Origin of the sequence: Micromonospora sp. WMMC250 (assembly GCF_027460215.1) — a bacterium.
Lineage (GTDB): Bacteria > Actinomycetota > Actinomycetes > Mycobacteriales > Micromonosporaceae > Micromonospora > Micromonospora taraxaci.
In genome coordinates this window covers 6,899,739-6,924,233 of record NZ_JAPZBJ010000002.1, presented here as the reverse complement: position 1 = coordinate 6,924,233, position 24,495 = coordinate 6,899,739, and the positions used below count along the sequence as shown (strand labels likewise).

At 69.2% G+C, this 24,495-nt stretch carries 25 protein-coding genes; 11 read left to right on the top strand and 14 right to left on the bottom strand.

All coding sequences use genetic code 11. The annotated features are described in order from the left end of the window. Positions 1 to 4: 4 nt before the first annotated feature. Together O3438_RS31540 and O3438_RS31535 are read right to left on the bottom strand one after the other, a co-directional pair. Positions 5 to 2,209 carry a M48 family metalloprotease gene (locus O3438_RS31540; protein WP_269683145.1) on the bottom strand — a complete coding sequence of 735 codons (2,205 nt, stop codon included), beginning with the start codon at positions 2,207 to 2,209 and terminating at the stop codon, positions 5 to 7. 171 nt (positions 2,210 to 2,380) lie between these two features. Further along, on the bottom strand, positions 2,381 to 3,178 hold the full coding sequence (locus tag O3438_RS31535) for an esterase/lipase family protein (RefSeq protein ID WP_269683144.1): 798 nt from the start codon (positions 3,176 to 3,178) through the stop codon (positions 2,381 to 2,383). A 231-nt stretch (positions 3,179 to 3,409) separates the two neighbouring features. Between O3438_RS31535 and O3438_RS31530 the strand changes: the two genes are divergently transcribed. Then, positions 3,410 to 4,768: a pentapeptide repeat-containing protein gene (locus O3438_RS31530; protein ID WP_269683143.1), complete on the top strand. Its 1,359-nt coding sequence runs from the start codon at positions 3,410 to 3,412 to the stop codon at positions 4,766 to 4,768. An 11-nt stretch (positions 4,769 to 4,779) separates the two neighbouring features. Here O3438_RS31530 and O3438_RS31525 read toward each other — a convergent pair whose 3' ends face one another. Next, on the bottom strand, positions 4,780 to 5,361 hold the full coding sequence (locus O3438_RS31525; protein ID WP_269683142.1) for a TetR/AcrR family transcriptional regulator: 582 nt from the start codon (positions 5,359 to 5,361) through the stop codon (positions 4,780 to 4,782). A 220-nt stretch (positions 5,362 to 5,581) separates the two neighbouring features. On the opposite strand from O3438_RS31525, the gene O3438_RS31520 reads away from it, so the two are divergent. Then, the gene (locus O3438_RS31520; RefSeq protein WP_269683141.1) at positions 5,582 to 7,048 is read left to right on the top strand and encodes an MFS transporter; all 1,467 of its coding nucleotides are present in this window, start codon (positions 5,582 to 5,584) and stop codon (positions 7,046 to 7,048) included. Positions 7,049 to 7,172: 124 nt separating this feature from the next. Here the strand turns inward: O3438_RS31520 and O3438_RS31515 are convergent, their stop codons facing one another. Continuing rightward, positions 7,173 to 7,805 carry a TetR/AcrR family transcriptional regulator gene (locus O3438_RS31515; protein ID WP_269683140.1) on the bottom strand — a complete coding sequence of 211 codons (633 nt, stop codon included), beginning with the start codon at positions 7,803 to 7,805 and terminating at the stop codon, positions 7,173 to 7,175. 59 nt (positions 7,806 to 7,864) lie between these two features. Between O3438_RS31515 and O3438_RS31510 the strand changes: the two genes are divergently transcribed. From O3438_RS31510 to O3438_RS31495, 4 genes are all read left to right on the top strand, one after another. Beyond that, positions 7,865 to 8,158 (top strand): antibiotic biosynthesis monooxygenase, encoded by a 294-nt coding sequence (locus O3438_RS31510; RefSeq protein WP_269683139.1) that lies wholly within the window; start codon positions 7,865 to 7,867, stop codon positions 8,156 to 8,158. A gap of 149 nt (positions 8,159 to 8,307) precedes the next feature. Beyond that, entirely contained in the window at positions 8,308 to 9,285 is a 978-nt protein-coding gene (locus O3438_RS31505) for an SEC-C domain-containing protein (RefSeq protein WP_269683138.1), read from the top strand. 72 nt (positions 9,286 to 9,357) lie between these two features. Next, on the top strand, positions 9,358 to 10,215 hold the full coding sequence (locus tag O3438_RS31500) for a hypothetical protein (RefSeq protein WP_269683137.1): 858 nt from the start codon (positions 9,358 to 9,360) through the stop codon (positions 10,213 to 10,215). A 55-nt stretch (positions 10,216 to 10,270) separates the two neighbouring features. Continuing rightward, positions 10,271 to 10,717, top strand: a complete 447-nt coding sequence (locus tag O3438_RS31495; protein ID WP_269683136.1) for a nitroreductase family deazaflavin-dependent oxidoreductase — start codon at positions 10,271 to 10,273, stop codon at positions 10,715 to 10,717. Here the strand turns inward: O3438_RS31495 and O3438_RS31490 are convergent. The 8 genes from O3438_RS31490 to O3438_RS31455 all read right to left on the bottom strand — a co-directional run bounded on the left by O3438_RS31490 (position 10,710) and on the right by O3438_RS31455 (position 19,524). After that, positions 10,710 to 11,039 carry a hypothetical protein gene (locus O3438_RS31490; protein ID WP_269683823.1) on the bottom strand — a complete coding sequence of 110 codons (330 nt, stop codon included), beginning with the start codon at positions 11,037 to 11,039 and terminating at the stop codon, positions 10,710 to 10,712. The genes O3438_RS31495 and O3438_RS31490 overlap by 8 nt on opposite strands. A 74-nt stretch (positions 11,040 to 11,113) precedes the next feature. Next, positions 11,114 to 11,425: a hypothetical protein gene (locus O3438_RS31485; protein ID WP_210786230.1), complete on the bottom strand. Its 312-nt coding sequence runs from the start codon at positions 11,423 to 11,425 to the stop codon at positions 11,114 to 11,116. A gap of 73 nt (positions 11,426 to 11,498) precedes the next feature. Then, positions 11,499 to 12,998, bottom strand: coding sequence for a type I restriction-modification system subunit M (locus O3438_RS31480; RefSeq protein WP_269683135.1), 1,500 nt, complete (start codon positions 12,996 to 12,998; stop codon positions 11,499 to 11,501). Continuing rightward, entirely contained in the window at positions 12,995 to 14,398 is a 1,404-nt protein-coding gene (locus O3438_RS31475) for a hypothetical protein (RefSeq protein WP_269683134.1), read from the bottom strand. The genes O3438_RS31480 and O3438_RS31475 overlap by 4 nt, the downstream gene beginning before the upstream one ends. Further along, complete coding sequence (locus tag O3438_RS31470; protein WP_269683133.1) at positions 14,395 to 17,886, bottom strand: DEAD/DEAH box helicase family protein; 3,492 nt, start codon at positions 17,884 to 17,886, stop codon at positions 14,395 to 14,397. The genes O3438_RS31475 and O3438_RS31470 overlap by 4 nt, the downstream gene beginning before the upstream one ends. Positions 17,887 to 17,995: 109 nt before the next feature. Further along, positions 17,996 to 18,469: a hypothetical protein gene (locus O3438_RS31465; protein ID WP_269683132.1), complete on the bottom strand. Its 474-nt coding sequence runs from the start codon at positions 18,467 to 18,469 to the stop codon at positions 17,996 to 17,998. 5 nt (positions 18,470 to 18,474) lie between these two features. Then, positions 18,475 to 18,918, bottom strand: coding sequence for a hypothetical protein (locus tag O3438_RS31460; protein WP_269683131.1), 444 nt, complete (start codon positions 18,916 to 18,918; stop codon positions 18,475 to 18,477). 342 nt (positions 18,919 to 19,260) lie between these two features. After that, complete coding sequence (locus O3438_RS31455) at positions 19,261 to 19,524, bottom strand: DUF6244 family protein (protein WP_088949318.1); 264 nt, start codon at positions 19,522 to 19,524, stop codon at positions 19,261 to 19,263. A 313-nt stretch (positions 19,525 to 19,837) separates the two neighbouring features. Here O3438_RS31455 and O3438_RS31450 point away from each other — a divergent pair, with 313 nt between their 5' ends. Then, entirely contained in the window at positions 19,838 to 20,989 is a 1,152-nt protein-coding gene (locus tag O3438_RS31450) for a DDE-type integrase/transposase/recombinase (RefSeq protein ID WP_269678512.1), read from the top strand. Positions 20,990 to 21,103: 114 nt separating this feature from the next. Here the strand turns inward: O3438_RS31450 and O3438_RS31445 are convergent, their stop codons facing one another. Further along, positions 21,104 to 21,322, bottom strand: coding sequence for a winged helix-turn-helix domain-containing protein (locus tag O3438_RS31445; protein ID WP_269683130.1), 219 nt, complete (start codon positions 21,320 to 21,322; stop codon positions 21,104 to 21,106). A 284-nt stretch (positions 21,323 to 21,606) separates the two neighbouring features. Between O3438_RS31445 and O3438_RS31440 the strand changes: the two genes are divergently transcribed. The 4 genes from O3438_RS31440 (at position 21,607) to O3438_RS31425 (ending at position 23,662) form a co-directional block, all read left to right on the top strand. Then, positions 21,607 to 21,846, top strand: a complete 240-nt coding sequence (locus O3438_RS31440) for a hypothetical protein (protein ID WP_269683129.1) — start codon at positions 21,607 to 21,609, stop codon at positions 21,844 to 21,846. Next, the gene (locus tag O3438_RS31435) at positions 21,843 to 22,529 is read left to right on the top strand and encodes a hypothetical protein (protein ID WP_269683128.1); all 687 of its coding nucleotides are present in this window, start codon (positions 21,843 to 21,845) and stop codon (positions 22,527 to 22,529) included. The genes O3438_RS31440 and O3438_RS31435 overlap by 4 nt, the downstream gene beginning before the upstream one ends. Beyond that, positions 22,526 to 23,005, top strand: coding sequence for a hypothetical protein (locus tag O3438_RS31430; RefSeq protein ID WP_269683127.1), 480 nt, complete (start codon positions 22,526 to 22,528; stop codon positions 23,003 to 23,005). Before O3438_RS31435 ends, O3438_RS31430 begins: the two co-directional genes overlap by 4 nt. Positions 23,006 to 23,170: 165 nt before the next feature. Continuing rightward, the gene (locus O3438_RS31425) at positions 23,171 to 23,662 is read left to right on the top strand and encodes a hypothetical protein (RefSeq protein ID WP_269683126.1); all 492 of its coding nucleotides are present in this window, start codon (positions 23,171 to 23,173) and stop codon (positions 23,660 to 23,662) included. 63 nt (positions 23,663 to 23,725) lie between these two features. Here the strand turns inward: O3438_RS31425 and O3438_RS31420 are convergent, their stop codons facing one another. Further along, the gene (locus O3438_RS31420) at positions 23,726 to 24,385 is read right to left on the bottom strand and encodes a hypothetical protein (protein ID WP_269683125.1); all 660 of its coding nucleotides are present in this window, start codon (positions 24,383 to 24,385) and stop codon (positions 23,726 to 23,728) included. Positions 24,386 to 24,495 lie beyond the last annotated feature (110 nt).

Here is a 24,495-nt window from a genome sequence, read left to right as displayed (position 1 = left end):
CCGGTCAGTTGACGGAAGGGCGGAAGGCGACGTTGTCGCCGTCGGCGGTGGCGACGCCGGTGACTGTCAACGCGTCCTCGTCGGTGAACGGTGAGCTGCCACCGAAGTACGTGTTGGTGCCGCTGACCTGCACCCGGCCCCGGGTTTCGGGCGGGGTGGTCACCTGCGCGCTGGCCGCGCCGGTCAGCTCCAGGGCGAGCTTCGGGTACTCCAGGATCTTCCAGGTGACCTTCTGCGCGGACCCGCCGTAGTAGCGGAACGGGCAGCCCTGTGGCGCGGTGACCGTCTGCTTGGCGCACTCGTCCAGCCAGGCGCGGACCTGGGCGTCGACGGCCTCGACCGCCGCCGGTTTGAGCACCGGGGTCAGTTGCAGGGTGGCGGCGCTCTGCCCGGGGTCGGCCACCACCGTCGTGTTCGGCGTCTCGCTGAGCGCGTTGGCCGGGCCGGTGGCGGTGTAGACGCCGGGCAGCAGCACCAGCGGCGGCCCCTCGGTGGCGACCGGCAGCTCCACCCCGTTGAGCCGCACCCCGGGGTCGGCGATCGAGGAGTTGAGCGCGATCGGCCCACCGGTCAACCGCCAACCGTGGAACAACCCGGCGGTGGACTCCTTGTCACGCTCCAGCGTGAGGGTGGCGGTCTGCCGCGCGTCGGCCAGCCGGTACGCCACGGTGGCGGTCGCCGTGTCGCCGTCGCGTTCCACCGAGCTGACCTCGACGTCGGTCGGTGGCTGGTAGCCCTCGCCGCGCAGCAGTCGGTCGAGCAGCGTGGTGTCGGTGCCGGCGCCCTGGTCGGTCAGGTGGCCGAGCGCGGCCTCGCTGTCCCGGTCGGCGAGCGCGGCGAAGAAGCCCTCGACCGCCGCCTGGGGGCGGAAGAACGCCCACTGCACCGCGCTGAGCGCACCGGCGCCGAGGCAGGCGACCAGGGCGAGGACACCGACCAGCGCCCAGGTGCGGCGGGTGCCGACCGGACCGGACTGGTTGAACAGTCGTTCGACGGTGACCGGCTCGGCCACGCCGGTGGGCGCAGCGGTCACCGTCGCTCGTTCCAGCGCGTCGAGCCGGAGTTCGTGCGGCGGGTGGGTGGCGCAGACCGCCTCGTCCCAACCGCTGCGGCCGGTCTCGAAGGACAGCCGCCGTTCCAGGATGCGCCGCATCGCCTCGACGTGCCCGGTGACCACGGCGCCGAGGTCGGCCCGGTACTCCGCCGCCCGGACGTCGCGGGCGTGCAGCGGCAGCACCACGTACCGCATGGTGAGCAGCACCGGCCAGAAGAACAGGAAGACCACGAAGTTGGTGCCCGGGTGCGGGAACGTCCGCATCAGCCAGGCCGGCAGGGCGTGCGCGAGGGTGAGCGGCAGGCCGACACCACGGACGAAGGCGCTGGTGATCTCGTCCCCGGTACGCCAGTGCACCAGCTCGTGGCTGAACAGCGCGGCGATCTCGTCGTCCGCCTCGGTCAGCACGGCGGTGGTGACCACGACGTGCCGGGCGTACGTGCGGGCGTTGCTCAGGACGGGGTCGTCCTCCATGAGCAGCCGCGGGACGCTGGGCAGGCCGAGTCGTCGCGCGCAGTCGTCCAGCACGGGTCGCAGCCGCGCGGCCTCGCGGCGGCTGGGCTGGCGGGCACCGGAGACGACCAGCAGTCGCGGTTCCAGCAGCACGCGGTAGAGCGTGTAGAGGACCCCGATCAGCGCCGCCGCGACGACGGTGCCGACCAGGCCGGTGATAACGGCGAACGGCCCCTCGTCGGCGCCCAGCCAGGGCAGCACCAGCACGCTGAGGAAACCGGCCAGGAAACCGACGGCGAAGCCGGCGACGCCGCCGAGCACCCCGCCGGAGCGGCTCAGGAACGACTCCAGCAGGGAGCCGATCAGCGGCGCGTCGCGGAGCACCTGCGGCACCTGGTCGTCAGCGCCGAGGCCACCGGCGAAGAGGCCGACGATGCCGAAGCTGAGGCCGCCCCAGAAGGCCAGGAGCAGCGCCACCGGCAGGTAGAACCAGGTGGCGACGAAGGCGCCCAGCACACCGCGCCAGTCCCGCAGGATCCCGGCGCGCAGCCAGACCAGCGCGCTGGGGTAGCCCGGAGGGCGGTCGGCGAACCCGGTGCCGGTCGACTGCGGGTCGGCGGCCGGCGGCTCGGCCGCCCGGACGTCGAGCTGTGGCACGGTCGGTGGGGTGCTCTCCGGCGGCACGGTGTGCGGCTCGGTCATGCGCGCTGCTCCTTCGGGAAGGCCACGTCCTCTGTCGCCAATGGACAGCCGCAGCAGGTTATCGAGCGCATCCGATGTCTGCCACACCCTTTCCCGGGAACGTCGGGCAACCGACAGTCGTCGGCTCGCGACAGTGGGGGTGGCCCGTCGGGACCACCCCCACGGCCCGGGTCAGAGCGCGAGGCAGTTGGGTCGCACCGGGCCGTCGACCAGGGCGCCACGCACGATGGTGTACGCCGTGCCGTCGAGCACCAGGCCGAGGTGGCCCACCACCCGCAGCGGGCAGTACGACTGGATCAGCACGTTTGTCGCGCCGTCGTTGACCACGGCGTTGCCGGTGGGCCGGACCAGCTCGTCCTGGAGGGTGCGGATGGTGGTGTAGCGCACCGCCCCCGGCGTGTCGTCGCCGGCGTTGAGGTCGGCGAGGAAGGCCGAGCCGATGGTCATCTGTTGACAGGCCACGACGCCGGCGCAACTGCCGAGACCCAGGAACGCCACGATGGTGGCGACGTAGGTGCCGTACTGCGGTGTGCCCAGGCTGACGTAGCGACCGACGGTGGCCGTGCCGCCGAGCCGCTTGAGGTAGTAGCGGCTGACCAGGCCGCCTTCGGAGTGGGCGACGACGTCCACAGTCGACGCGCCGGTGCTGGCGCGTACCTGGTCGACGTAGGTGGCGAACGCGCGGGCGGAGGTGGGGATGTCGCCGAGGCCCAGCCCGGGCAGTTGGTAGATGAAGGCGCGGTAGCCGTCGGCGCGTAGCCGGGCGGCGATCGGCTCGTAGGCGACGGCGACGCCGCTGAGCCCGCCGACCACGATCACCGGGTTGGCCGCGGCGGCGGTCGGGGCAGCGGGGGCGTTCTTGGCAACGGCGGCGGTCGGGGCAGCGGGGGCGGCGCTTGCCGTCCCGGCGGAGGCGATCAGGGCGGCGACGGCGACGGACACGACGAGGGCGATCTTTCGGAGCAGCATGGCTGCACCTCCGGGGGGAGGCACCCGGCGAACCGGGCAGGTGGGTGGGGGTGTCCGGTCGACCGTGCGACGATCATCCCCGCAACAATTCGGCAACGTCAATGACTTGTTACGCGCCGGTAACCCGTTGTCCCACCGAGGGCGCAAACCGGCAATTCGCCGGCCTTCCACATCGGACGGCCGCGCCGGCGCGTACCCCTGGGTTGTGGCGGCGGATGGCATGCTGTGGCCGTGGCCACGGACGAACCCCCCGAGCGCCAGCTACGGGTGATGCCCTGGTGGCTGGTCCTGGTCGGCCTGCTGGTCGCCGCCGCCCTGGGTTGGCTGGTGCTGGATCTGCTGCTCACCGAGGCGGACCGGGCCACCCAGCCGGACACCCGGGCCACGCTGCGCATCGACGCGATCCGCACCGGCCTGACGGTGGTCGCCGGCACCGGTGGAGGGCTCGCCCTACTGCTGGCCGCCCGTCGTCAGTGGATCACCGAGCGCGCCCAACGACACCAGGAGAGCGTCGCCGCCCGGGACCAGGCACACCGGGACCGAGTGCAGGCGCACGCCGAGTCGGTGGCCGAGGCCGCGCACCGCCACCAGGACCGGCAGTCCTCGGCCGCCGAGCACGACGCGGCGGAACGACGGTTGACCGAGCTCTACACCCGGGCGGTCGAACTGCTCGGCAACGACAGCGCGGCGGTACGCCTCGGTGGCCTGCACGCGCTGGAGCGCCTCGGTCAGGACAACCCAGGGCAGCGGACGACGATCGCGGCGGTGCTCTGCGCGTACCTGCGGATGCCGGCGCCTGACGACGAGCCGCGCGAGACGGAGGTCCGGCGCACCGCGCAGCGTGTGCTCACCCGGCACCTGCGCGCGGACGACGCGGCCCACTGGCCGGAGGTCACGCTGAACCTGGTCGGCGCCCGGCTGGTCGACTTCGACGCCGCCGGCTGCACGCTCGTCGACGCGAACCTCACCGGTGCGGTGTTCACCGGCGCGACGACCTTCGCGGGCGCGACGGCGCGGGGGCGTCTCCTGCTCGGGGCGGCGACCTTCGGTGACGTGCTCTTCGAGGGCCTCACGGCCGACGGCGAGGTCATGCTCGACGGGGTTCGCGTGGGCGGCGTGGCCGGCTTCGACGGGGCCACCTTCTCCGGTGGCCTGTCCTGCCGGCGAGCCGGCTTTGCCGGCCAGACCTCGTTCCACCGGGCCACCTTCGGTCAGCCGACCAGCTTCGACGCGACCCGCTTCGAGGACACCGTCACGTTCCGGGAGGCCGTCTTCGACGGTGCCCTGTCGATGGAGCACACCGAGTTCGCCCGGTCGGCCACCTTCTACTCCGTGCGCTTCACCAACATGGCGCTGTTCCGCTGGACGGTGTTCGGCGGGGAGGCATTGTTCGACAGGGGCCGCTTCACCGACGCCGCGAACTTCGGCCGGGCCCGGTTCCACAGCATGGCCAGCTTCCGCGACACGCAGTTCAGCCGGCCGCCGCAGGTCGAGCAGGCCCGGGCGATGGTCGACGCCGGTCACCGCTGGCCGCCGGGCACGGTGACGGAACGCCTCGACGACGAGTGGCTCCTGCTGGTCGACAGCTGACCGCGCGGCGGTCAGCTCGACGCGGCCGGCGGGCGCAGCCCGTCCAGGGCTACGCCGAGCACCCGGTCGCGCTGCTCGGGTGACGGGAACTGGGCCATGGTGAGGCCACTGATCAGCCGCACCACGTCGTCGAAGCCGATGTCGTCACGGACCACGTGGGCGGCCTGGGCCCGCCGCATCAGCGGTTCACCGGCGGCGTAGATCTCCGTCCGGCAGCTCTGGAAGATCTCGGAGTCGTGCAGCAGATGCTCGGCGAGCGCCCGCTTGGTGGCGACGTACGCGACGAAGCGGTGCAGCCAGGCGACCAGCGCGTCCCACGGTGGCAGCTCGGCCAGGTCCTCGGCGGAGTTGCTCAGCGCCCGGACCTCCTCGACGTAGACCGCCTCGAACAGGTGCCGCCGGCTCGGGAAGTTGCGGTAGAGCGTGCCGATGCCCACCCCGGCCCGCCGGGCGACGTCCTCCAACGAGGCGGCGGCGCCGTTCTCGGCGAACGCCTCGCGGGCAGCGGCGACCAGGGAGTCGTAGTTGCGCCGCGCATCGGCCCGCTTGGGCCGCTGGGCGAAGACCTCGGGCGCCTGCCCCGCGCTGCTCATGACGTGCGTCACCTCAACCTGGTTGCATCCGGAGGCATCCCTCCGCTAACTTAGTGGAGGCACCCCTCCGGAATCGCCGGAGGCCTGCCTCCGGTTAGCTTACCTCGGGATCCGCACGACCGCCGCCTGGCCACCCCGATCGCCCGGACCCGACAAGCCCGCCCGCCAGAGACGACGGGTGACACACCTCCCTCCGTACCGTTATCAGGAGTCTTCTCTCGTGGCAGTGACCTCCCGACGCAGCTCGCGTCGGCTCACCTTCACCGTGCTCGCGGCCGGCGCCGGGTTCTTCGCGATGCTCCAGTCGCTGATCACCCCGGTGCTGCCGACCATCCAGCAGGACCTGCACACCTCTCAGAACACCGTGACCTGGGTGCTCACCGCGTACCTGCTCTCGGCGTCGATCTTCACGCCGATCCTCGGACGGGTCGGCGACATGGTCGGCAAGGAGCGGATGCTCGTCGCATCGCTCGCCGCGCTCGCCCTCGGCTGCCTGGTGGCCGCCATCGCCCCGAACATCGGCGTCCTCATCGTCGCCCGCGTCGTACAGGGCATCGGCGGCGCCGTCTTCCCACTCTCGTTCGGCATCATCCGGGACGAGTTCCCGGCCGCGCGGGTCTCCTCGGCCGTCGGCGCCATCTCGGCGATCGTCGCGGCGGGCGGCGGCCTGGGCATCGTGCTGGCCGGCCCGATCGTCACCGCGCTGGACTACCGGTGGCTGTTCTGGATCCCGATGGTCGTGGTGGGCCTGACCGCCGTCGCCGCCCACCTGTTCATCCCCGAGTCGCCGGTCCGCACCCCCGGACGCATCGACTGGCGCGCCACGGTGCTGCTCTCCGGCTGGCTGGTCGCGCTGCTGCTGCCGATCAGCCAGGGCAAAGCCTGGGGCTGGACCTCCCCCCGGGTGGTCGGCCTGCTCGCGCTCGCCGTGGTGCTGCTGGCCGGCTGGCTGGTCGCCGAGGTGCGCTCGGCCAACCCGCTGATCGACATGCGGATGATGCGCCTGCCCGGCGTGTGGACCACCAACCTGGTCGCCCTGCTCTACGGCGCGTCGATGTTCTCGGTGTACGCGTTCCTCCCGCAGTTCGTGCAGACCCCGACCGTCGCCGGCTACGGCTTCGGCGCCAGCATCAGCCAGGCCGGTCTGCTCATGCTGCCGATGCTCGTCGCGATGTTCGTCGCCGGCATCGTCGCCGGCCGCCTTCAGGCCGTCTTCAGCGCCAAGGCGCAGCTCGCGTCCGGCGCCGCTTTCAACGTGGCCGCGTCCGCCATGCTGGCCACCGCCCACGACACCCGCTGGGAGGTCGCCGTCGCCGGTGGCCTGGCCGGTCTCGGTATCGGCCTGGCGTTCGCGTCGATGGCCAACCTGATCGTCGCCAGCGTGCCCGCCAGCCAGACCGGCGTGGCCACCGGCATGAACGCCAACATCCGGACCATCGGCGGCGCGATCGGCGCGGCCGTCGTCAGCGGCGTGATCACGGCCCACCCGCAGGCCAGCGGCCTGCCCCGGGAGACCGACTTCACGATGGGGTTTCTCCTCCTCACCGCGATCGCCGTCGCGGCCACCCTCGCGGCCCTGGCCGTCCCGTCCGCCCGGCGTTCGTCGGCCGGTCGCGGGCCGTCCACCACGACGATCATCGAGTCGGAGCTAGCCGGCGAGTTCGCCACCATGCCCGCGACCCGCTGAGGTTCGTCGGCCATTCGGAGCCCGGGACGGTCAGCCGTCCCGGGCTCCGCCGTCTCCCGGGCCCCGGACCCCGCCGTCTCCCGGGCTCGGGGCCCCGCCGTCTCCCGGGCTCCGGGCTCCGCCGTCAGATGACGCAGAGCTGGGCGCTCAGTGTGGCGAGGCTCCACTCCGCCCAGCGCTGCGGCGACCAACCCCGCTCCCGCACCAGGATCAGATACAGCTCCGGGCCGAGCAGGGCGTAGAGCACGTCGGCCGCCTGCGCGACGGACACGTCGGTACGCGCGCCCGGCTTGCTCATCAGCGACGTCGCCGCAGCTTCGTGCACCACGTAGCGGGGGTCGACTCCCCGAGGCCAGATCGTGGCGACCTCGGCGTCCGTGGCGACGGCAGCATCGAGCATCCGGATGATCGGCGCGACCCGGTCCAGCACCACAGCGGTGCCGTCCACGTGCGCCCGCAACTGCTCCTGGGCCGTCCCGGCGGCCATGGCCGCACGGAACCACTCGCGGTCCATGGTGGCCACCGGCTCGTCGTCTCCGGCCACCGTGACGTCGACCAGCTCTTTGAGCAGAGTGCGCTTGTTGCCGAAGGCGAAGTAGATCGTCTGCACCGCCACCTGGGCTGCCGCCGCCACGTCCTGAAGATTCGTCGCGCCGTAGCCGCGCTCGACGAACAACTCCCGCGCGGCCGCCAGGATCTTCTGCCGGGTTTGTCGCGCCTTCTGGCTGCGTAGTCCGGAGCCCTTGACATCGCTCATGCGGGAGATTATCTCTAGAACAAGTCACTAGAAGTCAACTCTAGAGAGGAACTACAGCGATGTCTCTGCTCGTGATCACACGGTTCAGCGCCGACCCCGCTCACGCCGAGCAGGTGCCCACCCGCCACGCCGACCTCGTGTCGGCCACCCGGGCGGCCGTCGGCGGCCCGATCGAGGCCCGCCTCGGCCGCGTCGACGACCGGCAGTGGGTGGGCGTATGGCGGTGGGAGTCGGCGGAGCAACTGGCGGCGGCACGGGAGGTGGCACCGGGCAGCCCTGCGGCCACGGCGGCGTTCGCGCTGGTCGACGACCACCCGACGGCCGAGGAGATCCCCCTCGTCGACGAACGCTGATCAGCCGACGGAACCCGGTGGTGGCCGGCCGCACCCGGCTCCACCGGGTGCGGCCGAGCGGGCGGCCCGGTGGCGGCGCTGGCGGCGCTGCGGGCCGCCCGGGGATAGGCTGACCGCTCCCGCCCGTGCGCCGTCTCCAGGATGTGTCCATGCCCGAACTGTTGACCGCCGACCGCATCGAGGAAATCGGTGCCCTGGGTGTCAAGAGCCCCGACCCGGCCGCGCTCGTCGCCGAACTGGTGGGCGCCGTCGACGAGGGCCGGGTCGCGGACCCGGCCGACACCGGCTACGCCCTGCTGGTCGCCGCGGACATCCTGGAGCAGGCCGGCGACCGCGCCGACGCGCTCGCCCTGGCCACCCGCGCCATCGCCGAACAGCCCGACGAGGACGCGTACGCCCGAGCGGTCCGCGGCGGCCTGCTGCTACGCCTCGGCCGTACCGACGAGGGCCTGGCCGAACTGACCGCGCTCCGCCCGCTCCTGGAAACCAGCCCCGACGCCACGTACGTGATCGACGAGCTGGTCGAATCCGACCACACCGAGACGGCGCTGGAGTGGCTGACCGGGGCACTCGACGCGATCCTGGAACGCACCCGCACCCAGCAGCACGAGTCCGAGGACGCCCAGGACGAGGCCGCAGCCATGATCTTCGGCCTGACCCAGCGACGACACGACCTACGCGAGGAACTGGGCCTGCCGCACGACGAGTACGACAACCTCGCCGACCGGTTGCGCGCCGCGAGCGACCACGCGCTCGACGCTCTGGACGACGGCCCCGCGACGCTGCTCTTCTGGCCGAAGGCCGAGTTCGACGCGCTGCTGGTGCGGTGGCCGGCGCTCGCCGAGAGCTACCCGCCCACCTGGGACGAACACCGCGCCAACCTCGAACGCGCCTTCGTCGAGGCCTCCGGGATGGGCGGCGCCGACCTGGGCGTGGTCGCCGGCACCGTCGAGGGTCTGGCGGCCTTCGCCGGCGTCGACCCCATTGACGAGGAAACCCTCGACGAGTACGCCGACAGCCTCGACGAGGCCGGCGTGACCGCCTGGCCACCCGGTCGCAACGACGCCTGCTGGTGCGGGTCGGGTAGCAAGTACAAGAAGTGCTGCCTGCCCCGCTCCCGCGGCTGACGGAAACGAGGCTTTCCCCCGCCTGCGACCATCGACCTGTCTGCCTTGGTCGCTACCGGTCGGAGTGCGCGCATGGGTGGCTTGGTCGACGTCGTCGCGGCGTGGTTCACGGGTAGGTCCACTGACAACCTGCAACTCCTCGGCCTGACCATGATTTTCTGGGGCCGCCTGGGCAAATCGATGCTCTACCTGGCCGGGTTGAGCATCCTGCTGGACCTCGCCGACCCGAGGAAACTGCGGCAGCGGGGGGCGGCGTCGACGGTGCGAGCGGGCCGGACGTTCCAGCGGATGCGACGCACGCGCCACGTCGCCCGGGTGGTCCGGATGTACCAGTCCGTGCGCGACGACATCGTCCGGACGGTCCCCCGCCGCGGCGTGGTACTGATCACGTGGCCACCGACCGACGTCCCCGCCGGCATCCGACTGCCCCTCAGCGAGTACCGCGACTTCCGCGAGGACGTGCTCGCCGCCCTGCCCGGCGAGCACAGTTGCCGCGACGAGCACGAGATCTTCCTCTGCCCTCAACAGGTCAGGTACGTCGCGCGGCGGGTCGACGACCTGGTTGCCGAGCACCTACCCGCCGACCAACGCGACCTGATGCGGGAAGCGGAGGCGAGCCGGAGCAGCAACGCACCCCTCGTCGCCATCCTCGCCATCCCCGCGATCGTCGCCGGTGTAGTGAGCTTCGGTGACCCGGTGCGGGAGGTGACGTCGCTGTCCCTCGGCATCGCCCTCGCCCTGCTCACGTTCCTCGTCGTCGCCTTGCCAGACGTGCGGCTGAGCATCGCAGCGGTGGGCTACCGGCTCTGGGGGGCCGTCCTCTCCGCCTACGGCAAACTGCTCGACCAGACCCGACCACTGCACCTGTTCCGCTGGGTGGCGGCCGGGCTCTTCCTGATCGGCGGCCCCCTCGACCTCCTGGCGTCGTGACGGTGGGCGGCGCCGGGGGTGCCGCGTGGCTAGGCTGTGACGCGGAGGTGGGCCCGTGACCACAGCGGATCAGGACGAGACAGTCGAGGACAGCCCGGTCGGCTGGGTCGCCAGCCACATCCGGCGCTACGTGCAGACCGACGGCGCGGACGGCGGCACCTTCCACGGCGTACCCTCGCTGCTGCTCACCACCCGTGGACGCCGCAGCGGCAAACTACGCCGCACCGCCCTCATGTACGGACGCGACGGCGACAACCACCTGCTGGTGGCGTCCAACGGAGGGGCGGACAAGCACCCGGCCTGGTACCTGAACCTGAGCGCCGACCCGACAGTGGAGGTCCAGGTCGACGCGGAGCGGTTCGTCGGGCGGGCCCGGACGGCGACCGCCGAGGAGCGCGTCCGGCTGTGGCCGGTGATGACGAAGGTCTTCCCGACGTACGCGCGCTACCAGAAGGGCACCGAGCGGGAGATTCCCCTGATCATCGTCGAACGCACTAGTTAGGGAAGCGGATGACGGGAAGGTCGCCGCCGTCGCCGTACGCCTTAACTTCGCTGGTCAGCACCGAGGCGTCGTGCTCCAGGACAGCCATCACGGCGGCGGCCAGGTCAACCCGACCGGTGACAACCCGCCAGTACGCCAACTCTTGCCAGTCCTCGCCCCAGGTCGGCAACACCGCGCAGGCGGGACGTTCGAGCAGTCGGTGCAGCACCGCCCGATCACCCGGGTCGTCCACCACCGCCAGCACCTCGGCCGCGACCACCGCCGGCACACCAAATCGCACCCCATCCTGGGCGACCTCGTGGATGGGCTCAGCGACATCCATCGACCCAGCCACGTAGGCGAGCAGCGCGGACCGGTCCAGTATCAGTCGGACCGCCGGCCCGTTGTCGGGGTTCGTCACGCCGCCGGCGCCTGGCTGCCAGAGCCGTCGAGCATCTCCGCTGCCGCACGGCGGGAACGGTCCCGCAGTGCGGCGCGGCGACCAGGGGACCATTCCTGCTCGACCTGGGCGCGTTGGGCCCTGGCACGGGCCTGCCCCTCCGCCGTCACGGTCATCCCCCGGCGGGCCAACTCGGCGTCGAGATCCTCCGCACGCATCCGTGCCCGGATCGTGTCGACCACGTACGCGCTGGCGTTGGGCTCACGCTCCAAGCGCTCCGCCACGTCTTGCGGAAGCGAGAACGACTTCTTGCTCACCGATCCGGTCATACCAGGGAGCCTACCGAATCGCACCGCCGATCGGCGGCGACACGCAGGGTCACCGCATTCTGACGCCGCCCGCTCAGGTGTCCTTGGTCTGGGCGGCACGCGACGACAGAGCGTCCGCGATCGCGGCGAATTCGCGTAGCGCCGCTTCCAGGTCCTTGACGATCTCCTGCGCGATCACCTCCGGCGGCAACAGTGCGTCCGCGTCTTCCAGCGAGGCGTCCTTGAGCCAGGTGATGTCGAGGTTCACCTTGTCGCGGGCGATCAGCTCCTCATACGAGAAGGGCTTGAACCGCTCGGTCTCCACCCGCTCGGCGCGGTCCTTGCCCGGCAGGTAGCAGTCGACGAAATCCTGAAGGTGCTCGCGACGCAGCGGGTTCTGCTTGAGCGTGAAGTGCTGGTTGGTGCGGAAGTCGTACACCCAGAGTTTTTGGGTCCACGGCTCCTCACGGGCACGCTTGCGCTCGAAGAAGAGCACGTTGGCCTTGACCCCACCGGCGTAGAAAATGCCGGTGGGCAGGCGCAGCATGGTGTGCAGGTCGTACTGCTTGAGCAGCCGGCGGCGGATCGTCTCCCCCGCACCGCCCTCGAAGAGCACGTTGTCCGGCAGGACGACCGCAGCCCGGCCGTCGATCTCCAGCAGTGACGCGATGTGCTGAACGAAATTGAGCTGCTTGTTGGCCGTGGTGGCCCAGAAGTCGTTGCGCTCGATTTCCCGTTCCTCGCGGGTGGAGCGACCGTCCTCGCCAATCATCCGGATCGATGAGCTGCGGCCGAACGGCGGGTTCGCGAGGACCAGGCTGTAGCGGCGTGCCGGCTCCTTGCCGAGCGCATCCCCGATCGTGATCAGAGAATCGCCGCTGGGGGTGCCGATGCCGTGCAGCAGCATGTTCATCGCGGCGAGCCGCGCGGTGCCGTCGACCAGTTCGGTGCCGCTGATCGCGCCGCTGGCGAGCCGCCGCCGCTGGTCCGGCGTGAGGTCGCTGCCGTGGTGCCGCTGGATGAAGTCGAACGCGGCGAGCAGGAAGCCGCCCGTCCCGCAGGCGGGGTCGGTGATGGTGTCGTCGGGTGTGGGCTCCATGCAGTCAACCATGGCTGCGGTCAGCGCACGAGGGGTGAAGTACTGCCCCGCGCCCGACTTGGCGTCCTCGGCACCCTTGGCCAACAACTCCTCGTAGGCGTCACCCTTGACATCGACGCCGGTGCTCGACCACTCCTCTTTGTCGATCAGATCGACAATCAGCCGCTTGAGCTTCGCCGGGTCCTGGATCTTGTTCTGCGCCTTGCGAAAGATCGTGCCGAGCGTGCCACCCTCGCGGGCCAACCCGGTGAGGATGTGCCGGTACTGCACCTCCAAAGCATCGCCCTCGGCGTCGAGCAGCGTCTGCCAGCTCAACTCGTCGGGCACGATCTGCTCGGGCCGGATCGGCCGGTTGGCCCGCTCGTCGGCCATCTTGAGGAACAGCAGGAACGTCAACTGCTCCACGTAGTCGATGGTCGAAACGCCGTCGTCACGCAGCACGTCGCAGTAATTCCACAACTTCTGCACTAACCGGCGCGAATCCACAGTGCTCACAGCGGCAGTGCCTCCTGCTGATAGTCGTCGCCGGTCACCCTGGTCGGCGGAGCCGCCAGCTCTTTGTGGGTACGCCGGGAGCGCGTCTTCTGCTTAGGCAGCGCGGCTGCCCGTGCGGCGCGAATGCTCGCTAGCAACTCCGACGCCGGCTCGTCGCTCGAATCCTGGGGTACCAGCTTCCCGGCGAAAGCGTCAGCCAACAAGGCTACGCCGAGAGCTTCACCCTGATGTGACGCAGAGTGTGCGGAATTCTGCAGGCTTCTGGAAAGGGCCCGAACTTCATCGCACCCTCGGAGGATCTCGGCCTGCTTCTGCAAGGGAGGAACCCAGAAGGGCACCCTCCGCAGATCCTTCATGTAGATCGCCGCCACATTAGTAGTGGCGCTCTTAATTGTCGCCAAAGAGCGTCGGAAGTTTGGCGAATTAATCTGCATGACCGCGAACCGTGGAAGCACATCACCGGACAATCTGATCCTGGTCAAGTTTTCGTTGAAAACGAATCCAGCAGCAGATGCAGTCACGATCGCGGATTTGCCAACTAGTTCAAGACTATTCTTATTATTGAAGAGCAGGTCACCCTCCACGACCCCGTACCGTCGCAAGTCCTCGCCATCCGCCTCAACATAAGCGACAGAGCCGAGATCCAGTTCGCCACCGCTCGTCACGTTGTTCATCTTTAAATAGCCAACGCCGATGCCCGCTGGAACCAAGTGGCCGCGATTCCGACTCCACCCGCCTCGGGCGTCGGCAATCAACTCCCCGAACGAAACCATTTCAGACGAGTTGAATCTTGCCGCGTCGTTGGCGCTTACAGCGCCAAGGGCCTGAGCCCGCGTCGCAATCGCTTTCAATTCGCGCCGACCGGCCCGAAGATGAGAGAGATATATATCTAGTGCGCCGGCAATGCGACGCTGCTCGGCGAGCGGCGGCAACCAGAGTCGAACCCTTGCGAGATTTCCGCGCGAGATGCGCTTCCTGGTCGTGCCTGACTGATATCCGGCAACCTGCTCACGAACCTGAGGCGAATTGAGGGCCCACATAAGCCAAGTCGGATCAATAACAGTAGTTCGAATAATGCAAACGTCAACGACCGTGACTGCCGGCCTAACTCCGCCCGGATAGATGCAGGCTCGCCCAAGGGGATCCGGCATCCGCGCAACAAGCACGTCACCCGAATTCAATTGAGTACACCTAAGTTCGGCCGCCTTCTGCCGAGTGAGCGAGCGGTTACTCCGGTTGCGAAAGTTGCCGTCCCCAATATCAGCTAGCTGAACAAGACGGACCTCGCCATCGGGATCCTGGTCCTTACTTTCGACCCAGTCGCCGTCCACGAAAATCCCGTCCGCATCGATCAGTTCGGCGAGCGATGCAACCGCCCAGCCATTAGGAAGATCGGTCACGCAGACAGCTCCTGGTTCAGTTCGTTGAGCAGCGGCTCGGCGCGCTTGCCAAACGCGCCCGAGAAACCGTCGATCCCGCCCCGCTCACTGAACGGCGCGCCCTCCAGGTCGTCCGGGGTGATCTCCACGCTGACCGCTATCACGTCCTTGATCCTCTCCAGCCACCACGCCTGATCGGCAGTGAACGTAGCGCCCGCCTGCTCCTGCCGGAGCAGCCACCCACGGAAGCGCTCCTCGACGAGGCTGCGATACGGGCGCAGCTCCTGATCCAGCCCCAACTCATACCGGATGAGGCTGACAAGATCGGTCACTCCCCTGCTGCCGGAAGCTTCTGCGGTGCGGCCAAGCAGCACGTACGACTTCCACAGCGACTCCGGCGTCCACGCCTGCGGCGGACGGGCGATGCGCGCAGCCAACTCCTTGAGCTGGTCATAGCCCACCCGACCCCGCCCCTCGAAGAAGACCTGCAACGCGGTGATCTCGTCGCGGTGTTCCTCCAGGTAGTCGTGCCAGCTCTTCACCGTCACCTGGGCACGTTCCTCGGGCGGCACTCCAGCTGCCGAGATCAGCTTGTCCGCGTTCACCTCGTCGATGGTGATGTCGTGCGCCCGGCGGATCTCCAGAATGCGTTGACGCAACGGCGGGTTCGCTGCGAGCGGGCGGAGCGCGCCGGCCAGCAGGTCGCGTACGGCGTCTGGCCCTGCTTCCTTGGCCGGGTTGAGTTGCTCGGGCGCGACCGCGTCGACCAGACCGCGAACGATGCCGGTGAGCGGCTGGTCGGCGAGGTCGGCCAGTTCCGCACGCTCGTCGTCGGTCAACTGCTGCTCCAGCCGGGCCAGCCGGGCGGCGAGTGTCGCCACCTCGTCCGCGTCGGCGGTCAGCGTGCCGGCCTTCTTCAGCAGGTCGCGCAGCGAGATCTGCCGTTCGGTGTGCCGTTGCAGGGGCACCGCCTCGTCCAGGTCGGCTTCGGTGACACCCACCGCATCGACGATGACGAACCGGTCCTTGACCTCGGCGTCCGGCGTGACGGCCTGGAACTCCGCCGCGTCAATGGTACGAGCGCCACGGCCCTTCATCTGCTCGAAGTAGGTGGCACTGCGTACTGGGCGGAGGAAGAAGACACATTCCAACGGCCGGACGTCGGTGCCGGTGGCGATCATGTCGACCGTCACCGCGATGCGCAGCTCGGGGCTGTTGCGGAAAGCCTGAAGGAGGGTGTCCGGGTTGTCGCCACTCTTGCGGGAGGCGTACGTGATCTTCGCGGCGAAGTCGTTGCCCCGCCCGAAGACGACCCGCACCATCTGCACGATCTCCTCGGCGTGGTTGTCGTCCCGCGCGAAGATCAAGGTCTTCGGCACCGTTGACCGACCAGGGAAGATCTCCGTGTACAGGCGATCCCGGAACGTCTCCAGCACCAGCTTGAGCTGCCCCTTTGAGATCACCGAACGGCCGACCTGACTACCGCCGTACGTGAAGTCGTCTTCCAGCTCCTGGTAGCGCTCGGCCCGGGTGCGGCGGTCGCGCAGCGGCACGATCGTGCCGGCCTCGATGTCGGCGCCCTTCTCGGTGATCTCCGTCTTGATGCGGTACACGTCGAAGCCGACGTTCACCCCGTCGGCGACCGCCTGCTCGTAGGTGTACTCGGAGACCAGGTTCTGCTGGAAGAATCCCAGCGTCTGCTTGACCGGCGTGGCGGTAAGCCCGACCACGAACGCGTCGAAGTACTCGATGACGCCCCGCCACTTGCCGTAGATCGAGCGGTGGCACTCGTCGACCACGATCAGGTCGAACGTCTCCGGCGGAAGCAGCCGGTTGTAGGCGACCTCGGCCGGCTCGTCCAACTCGTAGTCGTCGTAGGCCCGGTCGTCGAGGTCCGGGTCCGGCAGGTCGTCGCCACGCAGCGCGCCGTATAGCCGCTGGATGGTGGAGATAACCACCGCCGACGAGTCGAGCATTCCGGTGCCGGAGAGCCGGTCGACGTTGTGCAGGTCGGTGAACTTCCGCCCGTCGTCCGGGGTCTGGTAGCCCGCGTACTCCCGCAGGGTCTGCTTGCCGAGGTTGTTCCGGTCGACCAGGAACAGGATCCGCGCGGCGCGGGCGTGCTTCAGCAAGCGATAACTGCTGGTGACCGCGGTGAACGTCTTACCGGCACCGGTGGCCATCTGGATCAGCGAACGCGGCCGGTCCTCGGCGAGGGACCGTTCCAGACCCTCGATGGCGTCGACCTGGGCAGGACGCAGGCCAAGCCGGTCCAGCGTCGGCATCCGCCGCAGCCGCGCCCGCAGCGTCGGCACCGCCGGGTCGTCGTCGGCCTCCCGCATCCACCGAGCGAACGTCTCGGGCCGATGGAAAGCAAAGACCCCACGGGTACGCGGAAACGGGTCGAGCCGGTTGACGAAGGCCGTCTCGGTGCCGGTGGCGACGTAGCCGAAGGGCAGCGGGTCGTCCCGACGCCAGGCGGCGAGCTTCTGCCCTGCCGTGAGCCCGTTGAGGTAACGGTCGAGCTGCGCCTCGACGCCGCGCGGTCCGGTCCCCTCCCGCTTGGCTTCGATGACACCCACCAGCCGCTGGTTGACGTACAGCAGGTAGTCGGCTCGACCGGTAGCCAGCGTCACCTCACGAACGGCGACACCCGTGCCCGCGTACAGGTTGATCTGGCTTTCGTCCTGGACGACCCAGCCGGCCTCGCCCAACTGCCTGTCGATCTCGGTGCGGGTCTGCATCTCGTTGAGCGGCTCGCGCGACGCACGCCGAGCACGCGAAATGAACTCCTCCCGCCGCGCAGCCGAGACCTTGGCCGTCGCCTTGCTGTCGAGGGCCGCCTGCTCCGCCTCGGCGGCCGACTCCAGGCTCGCCACCAGCGCGGCGGCCTGGTCGCGGCGGGCGTCGGCATCGCGAACGGCGCGATCCGCGGCCACCACCGCATCCGCCCGAGCCTGCGCCAGCGACGCCTTGCCTTCGAGCAGGAGCTTTGTCTGCGCCAACTCGTCCTTGTAGCGCTGGATCTCGGCCTGGAGCCCGTCGGCGATGCTCTGCGGAACCTGCCGGGCCGGGGGTGACGGGGGCACAAAACCGAGCGGAGTACGGTCGCCGGTCAGCGCCCGATGGAACCACACCCCCAGCTCGAAGCAGGTCCGCAACATGTCCAGCGCGGCGCGGACCTCACCCAGGTGATCGTGTACGGCCTTGTTGCCCTGGTCCCGAAGACGGTCGAACGCGTGGTACGTCTCGGCCACCAGCGTGCCATCGCTGTAGAGGGCCTGAACGCGGTGGTAGAAGTCGTTCTTCTGCGGCCGCGCACCGGTGCGTCGGACAAGATCTTTTGCCATCTCATCACCGAAGGCACGGATCTTGAACATCGCGGCCTGCGCGTCGACATAGACGAGCAGCTCAGCACCCGCGCCGTACCAGACCAGCAGCGGGTGCTCCCTGAGGAACCCGAAGTTGGCGGACTGCTCTGCCAGACGTCGTACCTGTCGAGGATCCACGACACTCCACGTCGCTAGCCTGCGGTGAACACGTCAGGATAGGGACAATGACCGCCGTGCACTGCCCCGCCACGCGTGGTGACAGCTTTCCGACAGTGGCTCGCACGACTTACTGGACGAGTGGATCCTTCGACTCCCACGGGCTGGCGGAACCTGCCGCGGCTGCGGTAATTCCCAGCGCAGTCGGCCGCAGAGCGTCCACATTCAACCGCTCTGGATCGAATAGCACGTCGACTGCCACCCCTGGCGCGGCCAGCCAGAACGCTTCGGCGGCGCTGATGAGGCCGGGATCCTCGCCGTGCTGAAACTCGGTGAACTCCCCGTGAGCAGGATCGCGCTCGTGGTACTCGGCCAGGAAGGCGTGTAACTCGGCGAGGGTGCCCAGCCGATCGCCCCGGAGCACGTGCACTCGCAGGTCGACTCGGTGGCCGTCCTCGACCTGGCGCTCCCAGACCCGCGTGGAGACAGTGACGTCCTCCCACTCGGAAACGAAGTCCGACACCAGCTCACCAGCGCTCGCCGGAACGAAGCTGATGCGGAAGCCGTCCAGCTCACCGCCGTCCCGGACAGCGGAATCGGGCACACCCGTCACCCTGCTGCCTCCATCAATGCCTCTACCCGGTCGAGGTAGTCCCACCATTTTTCATCGTCTCGGCGACACGAGGAGAGCAGGTTCGCGGCGACAACGAAGGCCAGGATAATGACGTTCTCACTGGGCACTGCCGCTGTGAACGGCTCACCCCTCATGAGCCTCGTCAGGAAGTCCGCCACCTCGCGGCTAGTTGGCTGCGCCCAGGATTCCGCTTCGGCAACCTCCTCAGCTACGGCTGAAATCTGGTCGTCGCTTGGTCGGCCCTGATGGATGTCGACCATGAGAAACCCGACAAGGGCAAGGGCAAGCTCGACGGTTGCGGCCGCCGTGTCGTCGTCCTTGAGGACCCGCAGGCGGTCATCGAGTTTCGCGAAATCGCGCTGCACTGCGGCGTGGATCGTGGTCCGCATCGCGGCTTCGGCTGAGCTATTGATCTTCATCTTGATTCCTCTCTCGACGCCTCTTCAACCACGACTTGCCGGCGCTGACTGTCGCCGCTGCGGCCAAGAGCGTTCCAGCGACCGCCTTGGGCAGCACTGGCATAAACTCGGAGACCGTTGCCCAAGCAGCTCCGCCAGCCGACGCCCAGAAACCGACTGCCTCGGCGCTCACCCGTTCCCGCCGCCTCCTGGGTAGTGCGCGGTCTTGAGCATCAGCGTCTCGGCGAGCACGAGCACCCTCTCCGCGGTTCGGAGGATTCTGGGCTGGCTGAGGTGCCGCGGCTCTGATGACAGGTCTCGCCGCTGCGGGTGGTTGGCGGGTTGCGCTGCCACCACCCGCTGTCAGTTTCCCAGCGCTCGGACCTTGGCGATCGTCTCCTGGACATGCTGCTTGGCCGGGTCGCCACCCTGGGACGCCTGCGCCAGCGCCTGGCGGTACGCGTCGATCATGCCGACCAGCGGACCCGCAGCCACACCTTCCAGGGCACCGGCGACGAGTGCCCGCGCCTCGGCTGCGTCCTGTGCCGCCGCTGCGGTCTTGGCCTTCGCCTCGTCCAGCTTCTGCGACGCCGCCGCCAACCTCGCGATGATCTGTGCTGCGCTCACGCGCACCTCCCCGTGGTCGACCATCGCCTCCACCACCGCACCGGCGGAGACCACCTGGGAGCGTACGAGATACGCGCACCGAGCGCGACCGTCCGCTCGCTCAATCGTCATCTCGATGCCGGAAGTGGTGCACGAGACGTCGACTGGGCGCAACAGAGGGTAGATCTTGGACAGTTTCCGTTACGCGTGAACTCTTCAGTCCCATGACCTCTGTCGCAGTTCATGTCCCGGTAGGCGTGTCACAAGATCAGCGGGTTGGGTGGGGGTGTGTAGGGCGGTTTGATTGCTGGGCATGGCGACTCGGCGTCAGGTCATGAGCGCGTTGGATGCCCTGCTGGCGGCAGGGGTGAAGATCGGTAATGTTCAGCAGTGGTGCCGGGAGAACGGGGTTAATCCGCGTACGTTCTACCGACATCGGGCACGGGTCGAGGCCGAGGGTGTGTGGCGGCCTCGATCGAGCCGGCCGCATCACAGCCCGGGCCAGACGCCGCCGGAGTTGGATGCCTGGATCTGCAAGCTGCGCGCCGAGTTGGGCGTCGACAACGGCGCGGACCACATCCATGACGAACTGATGCGCGTGCACGCCGAGATCCGCCCTGGCTGGTCGGTGCCGTCACGGTCCACGATCAACCGGGTGCTGTCCCGCCACGACCTGCTGCAGCGCAATCCCGCCAAGAAGCCGCGGTGTTCCTGGCGCCGGTTCGCCTACGCCCGCCCCCGCGACTGCTACCAGATCGACGCGACGATGGTCGCGCTCGCCAACGGCCGTCTCGTCGCGGTGTTCGACGTCCTGGACGACTGCACCCGCATGCTGGTGGCCTGCCACGCCGCCCTCGCCGAAACCGCTACCGCCGCTATCACCGCCATCAACCAGGCGGTCACTGACCACGGCGCACCCGCGATCGTCCTGTCCGACAACGGAGCGGCATTCACCAGCCGACACCGGCACGACAACGCCGGACCATCACGCTTCGCCCAAACCCTGCACCACCACGGCACCCGCCTGATCCACTCCAGCCCTTACCACCCACAGACCTGCGGGAAGGTCGAACGCCACCACCAGACCCTCAAAAAATGGCTCGCCGCTCAACCCCACCAACCCCGCACCCTGACGCAGCTGCAACACCTACTCAACACCTACCGCGACTACTACAACCACCGCCGCCACAGCGCCCTACCCGCCCGGGCAACCCCCCACCACACCTGGCACACCGCCACACACCACGGCAGCCCTCAAGCCCTACCCATCCAAACCGACGCCACCATCCACCGACCCCGCGTCTCCGACACCGGCACCATCCGCGTTGCTCACGCTCGCATCGGCATCGGCTGCGCCTGGCGCGGCCACACCCTCACCGCCATCCGCGACCACCACCACATCACCGTCTACGCCCCCGACGGCACCCCCATCGGCCACACCACCACCAGCGACAGCAAGTACACCCGACTCACCCCCACCCCATGACACACCTCCCGGGACATGCCATTGACACACCTCCCGGGACATGACAGTTCTCGCGCTGAACGGAAACTGTCCAAGATCTGGAGTGGACGCCCCAGTTTCGGGCTCGCTCAGCGGTCAGCGTTCGGCGACGAACACGCCGAGACCATGAACGCCCTGCACCCAACCCTGCGTCTGAAGGACCAGGATGGCCTGCCGAACGACGGTCGTCGAAACACCGTGCTGAGTCTTGAGCTGCACGGTGGACGGCAACTGGTCCCCCGGCGCAAGCTCTCCTGACTCGATTTGGCCCCGGATGTGATCCGCGAGGCGCTCCCACTTCGGTTTGACGGGCATATGGACTCCCAGGTCTGCCCCGTCATTTGATCACGCGCTACTACTCGTGACAAGTAACGTGTTGTCATGCTTGCTATCTGTGACTAGTTGTGTAAAGTTCGAACTGGCTGGCTCCCAGGTCTGCAAACCGGAGCTGGTTGTTCCCACCGCGCAGAGAGCGTCCGGTCGGTCGGTCCCCCTGCCGGCCGGGCGTGCCGGGTGCGCCCGCACGCCACCCCACGCCATGCCAGCAGCACCCAGCGATGCCAGGAAGAGCAAGGAGTACGACCCGACGGGAGCCTCCGATGCCCGATCGACCCGACGAATCCCCCACCGAACCAGCAGCCGCACCCGAACCAGCAGCCGCACCCGAACGACGGCCTCGCCTCGTCTCCGCGCAGGACGTCGAAGACGCCGACGATGTCCTGTTCGCTCATCCGCCGCGCGTGGTGCGTCGCTGGCTCTGCGAGTGCGGAGTCGACTACCCCTGTATGGATGTGCGTTTCGCTCTCCTGGTGAAGTCCAGCGCCGAGGCGGGCGAATGAGCACCGACACCGTGGACGACCTGCGTGACGCCTGGTTGGCCACGATCTCCGCCGCCGACCGGGCCGGCGCGCACCTGCACGGAGCGGGGCCGCTCGGCCGACGGTTGCCCTGGCAGGACGCCGTCACGGAGTGCTGGCGAGCGTTGAGTTTGGTCTACACCGGCCTGGCCGCGAGCAGGCAATCGCCGGGAAGCTCGGTCGGGGACCTGCTCGCCGGCCTGCGGTCTGCTCACGTCGACGCGGATCGGGCCGTCGCGTTGGCCGCCCGTGTCCGGTGGCGCTTGGCTGCGGCCGAGGACCAGCTTCGGCGTACCCGAATCGTGGCGGACGCGGTCGCGGCCCGGCAGTTCGCGGCGGCCATCACCCGGTTGGACCTGGTCGGTGCCCGGCTCGCGGTCGGCGGCCGCCGGATCGACCAGTCGGTGGCGGCGTTGATCGGTGTGCTGGCGGCACCGCCGGGACGCAGCGGTGACACCGCAACCAACGGCGACGCCCAGCGGGCGGACAGCACCACAAGCGACTACCGCAGCGCCGGCGACGCCGGAGGCGACACCCGCGACGCCGACATCGACAGGGTCCGCGCCGAGCACATCTCCTGCGGCTGTCACGCGGCGAGCGCCCTGGTGGCCAGGAGACATCGACGGCGGAGGGCACGCACAATGATCAGAGGGCGACGATGGTGAACGATCCGCACGCGGCGCTACGAGGCCTGCTGGCCGGGCGGCTGCGCGGCCACGAACGGCGGTTACGGCGGTTTACCGAGCGGGACTGGCGCCGGTACGGCGATCTGCTCGCCGGGGCGCTGCTGGTGGCGGTACGGCGTCGGTTCGTCGCGGGACAGGATCGGGCGCCGGTGATCCGGTTCGTGGCGTCCGCGCGGGAACGCTACGACGCCGGCGGGCACGACGTCGATCCGGTGGTGGCCGAGGCGCTGGTCTGGGCGGCACTCGGCGAGCGCCAACCGGTGCCCGACAGCGCGGCGGCGGTCGTTGCCCGGACGGTGCTGCTGCTCGGACTCCTTGAGGACGAAGGTCTCACCGACAGCGAACGCGACGAGCTTCTCGCTGCCGCCACGCAGGCCGTCGACGCGTCGGCTCGGAGCGCCTCGGCGCAGAACACCGGCACCTCGATGCAGGTCGCGGAGCGGCATGGGGAATGAGAGGAAAACCGGGAGCACGGCGGATCGGGACGGGACTCACGGGGCGACGCCAGGGCGGGAAGCGTCCTAAAATCGCAGCTCGGCACCGGCTGAAGGCCGGCGCGGGATGGGGGCAGCGACGTGTCATCTGCGGGTAGACCCAGCACACCGCCCGGCCGACGTCGGTTGGCTTTCGCCGTCGGGTTGGGTGGTGGTCTCGCGCTGCTGCTGGCCCTCCTGCTCACGATTCCACAGGTGACCGGAGACGGTTGGGGCTCACGCGACAGGCCCACGCCCACACCGGCATCGTCTCCGCAGGGCCAGGTCAGCCGGGACTGCGTCGTGCAGCTTAAGGGCGAGCAGGCGTCGGCGCTGTTCCTGCGGGACATCCCGGCGGACCGGTGGGGAGACCCGGTACGGGGCACTGTTTCGACGTTCAGTGAGCCGTACGTGCTCTGGCTCTTCGACTCCGAGTGCCGGCCACACCGGGCGATCGAGATGCCGCCGCGAACCACTCGCACGTTCACTGCCCAGGTGGGCCAGGTCTGGTACTACGCCGAAGCGTCAGCGAAGCAACCCGGCGAGGGCTGCGCCTGCCGCGTCTTCGGTCTGTCCGAGACCGAGCAGGAGTTCGGCGACACCGGCCGCCTCAGTTACCACAGCGAGCCGTCGGGATGATCGACGACATCGCCGACGTCGGGGGATCCCCCGGACACCCCGACGTCGACGCAACCGCACTGATCAGGCCGCTGGGGGCGGGCCGTTCTGCACTCGGTTGATCAGGTCGTGCAGTGGCTTGGTGCCGCTGCCGACCATCACGCCGGTCACGATGGCGTCGATCCAGATCGCCACCCCGTTCCAGTCACCGCCGGCGACCGCGTGCAGGATGTAGAACCCGCCGGCGCTGGACGCCACGGTGGCCAGCCCACTCGCCAGGCCCCACGCGACGATCGTGCGGTTCGCCTTCGCCCGGGCCGCAGACGCCGTGGCCGTGGCGACCGCCTGGCGGTCGGCGTCGGTCGGGCCGTCGGGCCGGGCGTCCGCCTCGGCCACCGTTCGTGCCAACGCGGCCTCGGCGGCGCGTCCGGGCAGCCAGCGTGAGAACGGTTCCAGGATCCGCTCGACTGCCGCGGCGAACACCAGGAGAGTGAGGAAGACAGCCGTGGAGTCCTCCGGCTGGATCTTCGCGGCGGAGATGCCGCTACGCCAGATCGCCCAGGCGGCGACAGCTCCGGCGGCGATCAGCCCGAACCCCGCGAGCACCGCCCCGGGACCGGCCTGCTGCGACGCCGCGACGACGGTCAGCCCCGACTCCTGATCGGCTCGCGGCGTGGCCGCCCCGGCTGTCGCACTGTCCCGCGCGGATTCCACCTCGACGGTGGTGGACGCTTGTCCCTGCACTGTCCTGCCCAATCTTTCGACCTGCCGTTCGCCGAGACGTCGAGGCGTGCATCTCGCGTTCCCGAACGACTGCGCACCCACGGCGCCCGGGGCGGGAGATTACGGCACCA

What these genes read in the sequence shown, in the direction of transcription:
- O3438_RS31435 (WP_269683128.1), top strand. Translation starts at nt 21,843, where the DNA reads ATGAGCACCGACACCGTGGACGACCTGCGTGACGCCTGGTTGGCCACG.
- O3438_RS31525 (WP_269683142.1), bottom strand. Translation starts at nt 5,361, where the DNA reads ATGAGCAGCGCGGGGCAGGCGCCCGAGGTCTTCGCCCAGCGGCCCAAG.
- O3438_RS31505 (WP_269683138.1), top strand. Translation starts at nt 8,308, where the DNA reads ATGCCCGAACTGTTGACCGCCGACCGCATCGAGGAAATCGGTGCCCTG.
- O3438_RS31515 (WP_269683140.1), bottom strand. Translation starts at nt 7,805, where the DNA reads ATGAGCGATGTCAAGGGCTCCGGACTACGCAGCCAGAAGGCGCGACAA.
- O3438_RS31445 (WP_269683130.1), bottom strand. Translation starts at nt 21,322, where the DNA reads ATGCCCGTCAAACCGAAGTGGGAGCGCCTCGCGGATCACATCCGGGGC.
- O3438_RS31500 (WP_269683137.1), top strand. Translation starts at nt 9,358, where the DNA reads ATGGGTGGCTTGGTCGACGTCGTCGCGGCGTGGTTCACGGGTAGGTCC.
- O3438_RS31460 (WP_269683131.1), bottom strand. Translation starts at nt 18,918, where the DNA reads ATGAAGATCAATAGCTCAGCCGAAGCCGCGATGCGGACCACGATCCAC.
- O3438_RS31490 (WP_269683823.1), bottom strand. Translation starts at nt 11,039, where the DNA reads ATGGATGTCGCTGAGCCCATCCACGAGGTCGCCCAGGATGGGGTGCGA.
- O3438_RS31440 (WP_269683129.1), top strand. Translation starts at nt 21,607, where the DNA reads ATGCCCGATCGACCCGACGAATCCCCCACCGAACCAGCAGCCGCACCC.
- O3438_RS31535 (WP_269683144.1), bottom strand. Translation starts at nt 3,178, where the DNA reads ATGCTGCTCCGAAAGATCGCCCTCGTCGTGTCCGTCGCCGTCGCCGCC.
- O3438_RS31450 (WP_269678512.1), top strand. Translation starts at nt 19,838, where the DNA reads ATGAGCGCGTTGGATGCCCTGCTGGCGGCAGGGGTGAAGATCGGTAAT.
- O3438_RS31510 (WP_269683139.1), top strand. Translation starts at nt 7,865, where the DNA reads ATGTCTCTGCTCGTGATCACACGGTTCAGCGCCGACCCCGCTCACGCC.
- O3438_RS31540 (WP_269683145.1), bottom strand. Translation starts at nt 2,209, where the DNA reads ATGACCGAGCCGCACACCGTGCCGCCGGAGAGCACCCCACCGACCGTG.
- O3438_RS31485 (WP_210786230.1), bottom strand. Translation starts at nt 11,425, where the DNA reads ATGACCGGATCGGTGAGCAAGAAGTCGTTCTCGCTTCCGCAAGACGTG.